The sequence below is a fragment of the Arthrobacter sp. Cr_A7 genome, from assembly GCF_029222765.1.
Lineage (GTDB): Bacteria > Actinomycetota > Actinomycetes > Actinomycetales > Micrococcaceae > Arthrobacter.
Genome location: NZ_JARHXQ010000080.1, coordinates 62,770 through 69,104 on the forward strand (window position 1 = coordinate 62,770; position 6,335 = coordinate 69,104).

The following is a 6,335-nucleotide window of genomic DNA, read 5'->3' on the forward strand; positions in this document are numbered from 1 at the left end:
ACAAGCCCCTAAGGCGAGAGGCACGACGGCGGCACGCGCCCGCCGTCGTCCGCTTTCCTGCGGGCTTGCCGCGGCTAGCATTATGTTCATGCGCGCCGATGACACTTCTGCCATCCACGCCGGAGGAGGACCGTCACCCGGCGCCAGGAGCGCGGGCCGACTTATGGCCATGCTGGACAGCGGTATTTCCGCGGCCGAGCTCGAGACAACACTGTCCGCCTGGCTGGACGACGGAGCGATCGACCAGTCCACCGCCGCGGCCGCACGCCGGCTGAATGCCCGGCTGTGGGAGGCGAGCCGCCGGGAGGGCCTGCTGCGCGTCCTCTACGACACGGCCACCGACCTCACCGGCATACGCGACGTCGAGGCGGTCCTCAAAGCCATCGTCCGGCGCACCAGGTCGCTGATCGGCAGCGACATTGCCTACCTGAGCCTGAACGACTACGACAGCGGCGAGTCCTATGTCCGCGTGACCGACGGTGCAACCACAGCGCTGTTCCGCAACATCCGCATGCCGCTTGGCGAAGGCGTGCTCGGCGCGGTGGCCACCGGTGAGGCGCCGGCGCAAAGCGCGGACTATCTCCTGGACGAAACCAAATCCCACCTGGAGTCCAGCGACAGGGCCGTTGCCGCGGAGGGCGTCCGGGCCATCATGGGTGTTCCGCTGCGCGCCGAAGGGAAAGTCATCGGCGCGCTGCTGGTGGCCGACAGGCACCCGCACCAGTTCAGCAGTGACGACGTTGCCCTGATGGAATCCATCGGCACGCACGCCGCCGTCGCGCTGGAGAACGCCCGCTACTTCAGCGAGATGGCCCATGCCCTCGCCCGGCTGGACCAGGCACAGCAGCAGAACCTGGCCCATGTCCGGGACCTGGAAGAGCTTTCATCCCTGGACCGGCGGCTCATGGAGACCCTTGCCTCCACCGGCAGCCTCCCGCACCTGCTCACCCTGCTGGCCGAATCGCTGGGCGCCCCTGTTTTCCTGGTCTCCCCCATGGGCGAGCCGCTGGCGGGAATCGCGGCGGACAGTGACTTCACCAGTCTTCCGGCCCTGGGCGCGGCTGAGGAATCGGTGGCGACGAGCTCGGCAGTGCAGTTCGAGGTCAAGGGCAGGAAGTACACGGCCATGTCCGCTGTTGCGGGTGACCAGCACCTGGCTACGCTCATCGTCGCAGAGCAACTCAGCACGGCCCGTCTCGCTGTCCTGGAACGCAGCGCCCTGGTGCTCAGCGTGTCCCTGCTCTTCGAGCGCACCTTCCAGGACGCGCAGTACCGGCTGCAGCTCGAACTCATCGACGACCTGCTCAGCCCGAGGTCTGAACATGCGGAGGCGCTGTCACGCAGGGCCGGGCAGTTCGGCCTCGCAAACCACCTTCAGCTCGTGGTGCGCGTGGTGGGGGTCGCTGACGACCAGCGCCAGCGGGCGCTGTCCGTGCTGAGGCTCCGGGCAGAGGGCACCCCTGGAATCATTGCCCTGCACGAGTCGCACCTGTGCATCATCGAACCCTTCGAACGGCGCACCGGACGAGCTGATGGAACCGGCGGCGCCGGGGACAACGGCCGGTCCATCGTCGAAGAGCTCAAGCGGCGCCGCATCACTGCCAGCGTGGGGACATCGGAACCGGTCACCGGCTTTGCAGGCCTGTCGGCGGCGCACACCGAGGCCCACACCGTGCTGCGGGCACTTCAGGCCCTCTCGCGTGACGGCGAGGCAGCGGACCGCGCCGCCCTGGGCACCGCAGGAATGCTGCTCGGAGCCATGGACAGCCCCTTCGCCGGACAACTGCTGACAGCACAGCTGGGCCCGCTCCTTAGCTACGACGAGCGGCGGGGAACACAGCTGGTCCTCACAGCATGGATGTTCCAGGAAAAAGGCGGCGCCATGCAGGAGACGGCCGACGCCCTCCACATCCACCCCAACACCCTCCGGCAGCGGCTGGACCGGATAGACGCCCTGATCGGTGCCACCTGGCGCCGGGGAAGCCGTTCCCTCGACGTCCAGGTGGCGCTGCGTCTCTGGAGGATGAAGACGTCCGGGGTCACGTCCGGCGCCTGACCAGCTGTTCTGCCCTCCACCGGGACACACATGGCGCCCGCGCACATAAGCGCGCTTTTTGTGTGGCGCACATCTACATGGTGACCATCACGCGGCTCTGGAATGCTGGTTTCTGCGGCACCTGTCAGGCAGCCCGCCAACCCCATCTTTAGGAGTCATTCACAATGTCGTGTGCGCATGCAGCGGGCATCCGTCCCGCAACTTTCGGCGTCCTGCGCCTGCCCCGGAGCGTCGTCGTCGGCGCCGGGCAGCGTTTCGCAATTGCCGGCATCGCAGCCGAATTCGGCACCAACATCCTCATCTGCACCGATCCGCGGCTGGCCGCCTCGGACGAGCTCAAGGCCCTGGTCCGCAGCCTCGAGGACCGGCACCTGACCGTAACGGTCTACGGAGACACCCAGGCCGAGCTGCCGACGCCAGGCATCCTGGCCTGCGTTGAGGAGCTCAAAGGCCAGGACATCGACGTCATCATCGGCTTTGGCGGCGGCAGCTGCATGGACATGGCCAAGGTTGTGTCGGTACTGCTCACGCACGGCGGCAAGCCCAGCGACTACTACGGCGAATTCGCCGTTCCCGGGCCCACCAAGCCGGTCATCGCCCTGCCCACCACCGCGGGCACCGGTTCCGAAGCGACCGCCATCGCCGTCGTCTCCGACCCTGAACTGGGCATGAAGATGGGCATCTCAAGCCCGCACATCATCCCGTTCGCCGCCGTCTGCGATCCCGAACTGACCTACTCCTGCCCCGCGCCGCTGACCGCCGCCACCGGCGCTGACACGCTGGTCCACCTGGTGGAGTCCTTCACCGCCATCACCCGGGAACCCACCCCCCAGCTGGCCGCTGAGCGGGTCTTCGTCGGCAAGAACATCCTGACCGATTCCATTGCCCTGAACGGCATCGGGCTGGTGGGCCGCAGCCTCGTCACTGCATACAAGGACCCGGAAAACGTTGAGGCGCGTGCCGGAATGATGCTCGCGGCACTGTACGGCGGTGTGGTCCTGAGCAATGCGGGAACCGCCGCGGCGCACGCCATCCAGTACCCGGTGGGGGCACTGACCCACACTCCCCACGGCGTCGGGGTCGGCCTGCTGCTGCCGTACGTTGTCCGTCACAACTTCCAGGCCATCCAGCCGCAGCTGGCACAGATTGCCGAAGCCCTGGGCCGCGACACCAAGGGCCTGGACCCGCGCGCCGCCGCCGTCGCAGGCGTAGAGGCAATCGACGAAGTCATCGCCGCGATCGAGCTGCCCCCAACGCTGAAGGACCTCGGCCTGCAGGAAAGCGACCTCGCCCAGGTGGCCAAGCTGTCTCTGAACTCCAAGCGGCTCATCGACAACAACCCCGTGCCCCTCGACCTCGACGCCGTAACCTCCATCGTCCACGCCGCCTTCGCCGGCGACCGCACCATCCGCTGACCAGCACCAAGGACTTCCCCATGACACTTCTTTCCACCCTCGAACCCCTCGACATTGACGGCCTGACGGTGCCCCGCGAGCTGCTGATTGCCGGCAACTGGCAGCACGCGGCCGGCGGTGGCCTCGTCGAGGTGATCAACCCCTCCGATGCCTCCATCATCACCGGCATCGCCGACGCCGACGTCGAAGACGGCCTCGCAGCCGTGGACGCCGCGGCAGCAGCCTTCCCCGAATGGGCGGCAACTCCCCCGCGCCGCCGCGCCGAGATCCTGCGCCGCTGCTTCGAACTGATGACCGAGCGCAGCGAACAGCTCGCCCACCTGATCTCCCTCGAGAACGGCAAGGCCCTTGCAGATGCCCGCGGCGAAGTGGCCTATGCCGCAGAATTCTTCCGCTGGTACTCGGAGGAAGCGGTCCGCATCATCGGGGATGTGTCCGTCTCGCCGTCGGGCTCGAACCGGATCCTTGTCCAGCACCCGCCCATCGGCGTCTGCGTGCTGATCACCCCGTGGAACTTCCCGGCGGCCATGGCCACCCGCAAACTGGCACCCGCGCTGGCAGCCGGCTGCACGGCCGTGCTCAAGCCGGCCACGCTCACGCCGCTGACCTCCCTCGCGATCGCCCAGCTGATGCTCGACGCTGGAACCCCCGCCGGCGTGGTCAACGTCATCACCACGAGCAAGACAAGCGAGGTCATGACCCCCATCCTCGCCGACCCCCGGGTCCGCAAGCTGTCCTTCACCGGCTCCACCGGCGTCGGGCGGCACCTGCTGCACCAGGCGGCCGACAATGTCCTCAAGTGCTCCATGGAACTTGGCGGCAACGCGCCCTTCCTCGTCTTCGATGACGCGGACCTCGACCTGGCCATCGACGGCGCCATGGTCGCCAAGATGCGCAACGGCGGCCAGGCCTGCACCGCCGCCAACCGCATCTACGTCCAGCGCGGCATCCACGACGAGTTCGCCCGCCGGCTGGCCGAACGGATGAGCGCACTGCGCGTGGGTCCGGGTACCGACGCCGATACCGAGGTGGGGCCGCTGGTGGATGAGGCCAGCGTCCGCAAAGTCGATTCGCTGGTCCGCGACGCGGTGAGCCAGGGAGCGCGGCTCCTCGCCGGCGGCAAGGCCGTGGACGGGACCGGCTACTACTACCCGCCCACTGTCGTCACCAACGTGCCGCTCCAGGCCAGGATGGTCAGTGAGGAAATCTTCGGGCCGGTGGCCTCTGTTATTCCCTTCGACACCGAGGACGAAGCCATCACCGCCGCCAACGATTCGGAGTACGGCCTCGCCGCCTACGTGTTCACCGAGGACCTCCGCCGCGGACTGCGGGTCTGCGAGCGCATCGAGAGCGGAATGGTGGCCCTGAACCGCGGCCTGGTTTCCGACCCCGCAGCACCCTTTGGGGGCGTCAAGCAGAGCGGCCTTGGCCGCGAAGGGGCCCATCAGGGCCTGCTGGACTTCACCGAAACCAAATACATCGCCCTCGACTGGTAGCCCGCTGCTCCCTTCGTTTCCTTCCGAAAGAAAAGACCAATGACGATCTCCAACACCACAGCCAAGCCCAAGGCGGCCTGGCGCGTACCGCTGGCCAGCTTCGCCGGCACCACCATCGAATGGTACGACTACTACATCTTCGGCCTGCTCGCCGCCACGGGCGTGTTCAGCCGGCTCTACTTCCCCGAACAGGACCCGGCAACCGGCCTGCTCCTTGCGTTCGTCACCTACGCCGTCGGCTTCGTCGCCCGTCCCTTCGGCGGCATGTTTGCCGGCCACTTCGGCGACAAGATCGGCCGCAAGCCCATGCTCGTGCTGTCCCTGCTCATCATGGGCTTCGCCACCCTGGCGATGGGGCTGCTTCCCACCTACGCCCAGATCGGCGTCTGGGCTCCCATCCTGCTGACCGTGCTGCGCCTGCTCCAGGGCTTCGGCGCCGGAGCGGAGTGGGCCGGCGCAGCCGTCATCTCCATCGAACACGCCCCGCCGGGGCGCAGCGGCTTCTTCGGCAGCTTCACCCAGATGGGCGTCCCGGCAGGCATGCTGCTCGCCAACGCCAGCGTCCTGATCGTCAAGTCTTCCGTGCCTGCGGAGGTCTTTGATGCGTGGGCATGGCGGGTGCCGTTCCTGCTCAGCGTGGTCCTGATCGTCATCGGCCTGGTGGTCCGCGCCAAGCTCGAGGACTCTGACGACTTCAAGGACCTTGTTGCCACCAAGCAGACGTCCAAGAAGCCGCTGGGCGAAGCAATGAAGAAGGAAACCAAGGGAATCTGGCTTGTTGTGGGCATGCGTCTGGCAGAAAACTCCGCCTTCTACCTGTACACAACGTTCTCGGTGGTCTACATCATGAGGACCTTCGGACCCGATCGTGCCAACCAGGGAACCCTGTCCGTCCTGATCGCCTCTGCCATCGGAGTCTTCGCCGTCCCGCTCTGGGCCATCCTCTCGGACAAAATCGGCCGCAAGCCGCTCTACCTGTTCGGCTCGATCGGCGGACTCCTGTTCTTCCCGCTCTACTTCGTGATGACCGACACCGGCAGCGCACTGCTGGCAACACTGGCCATCATCATCGGGCTCGCCGTCTTCCACAACTCCATGTACGGCCCCCAGGCTGCCTTCTTCTCGGAGCTGTTCTCCACCAAGCTGCGCTACAGCGGCGCCTCCATGGGCTACCAGTTCGGTTCCGTCCTGGCGGGCGGCGTCGCTCCGCTGGTCGCGGTGGCGCTCCTGAACGCCGGAAACGGTGAGCCCGGCTGGGTGATCCTCTACTTCAGCGTGATCGGCGTCATCACCGTTGTGGCCACGCTCCTGGCACCGGAAACCCTTGGAAAGCTGGACCGGCGCATCACCGCCGCCCAGGAACTGGAC

The 6,335-nt window shown here is 67.0% G+C and carries 4 protein-coding genes; all 4 read left to right on the top strand.

The features are described 5' to 3' along the window. Window positions 1–88 precede the first annotated feature (88 nt). Window positions 89–2,056 (top strand): GAF domain-containing protein, encoded by a 1,968-nt coding sequence (locus P2Q66_RS05130; RefSeq protein WP_275726121.1) that lies wholly within the window; start codon window positions 89–91, stop codon window positions 2,054–2,056. A gap of 164 nt (window positions 2,057–2,220) precedes the next feature. Continuing rightward, the gene (locus P2Q66_RS05135; protein ID WP_275726122.1) at window positions 2,221–3,471 is read left to right on the top strand and encodes an iron-containing alcohol dehydrogenase; all 1,251 of its coding nucleotides are present in this window, start codon (window positions 2,221–2,223) and stop codon (window positions 3,469–3,471) included. Window positions 3,472–3,491: 20 nt separating this feature from the next. Next, complete coding sequence (locus tag P2Q66_RS05140) at window positions 3,492–4,967, top strand: NAD-dependent succinate-semialdehyde dehydrogenase (protein WP_275726123.1); 1,476 nt, start codon at window positions 3,492–3,494, stop codon at window positions 4,965–4,967. Window positions 4,968–5,006: 39 nt separating this feature from the next. Beyond that, window positions 5,007–6,335 (top strand): MFS transporter (locus P2Q66_RS05145; RefSeq protein WP_275726124.1); only part of this gene is annotated, 1,329 nt, incomplete at its 3' end.

Excerpts from the sequence above, each read along its gene's own strand:
- P2Q66_RS05130 (WP_275726121.1), top strand. The coding sequence starts at position 89 with ATGCGCGCCGATGACACTTCTGCCATCCACGCCGGAGGAGGACCGTCA.
- P2Q66_RS05135 (WP_275726122.1), top strand. The coding sequence starts at position 2,221 with ATGTCGTGTGCGCATGCAGCGGGCATCCGTCCCGCAACTTTCGGCGTC.
- P2Q66_RS05140 (WP_275726123.1), top strand. The coding sequence starts at position 3,492 with ATGACACTTCTTTCCACCCTCGAACCCCTCGACATTGACGGCCTGACG.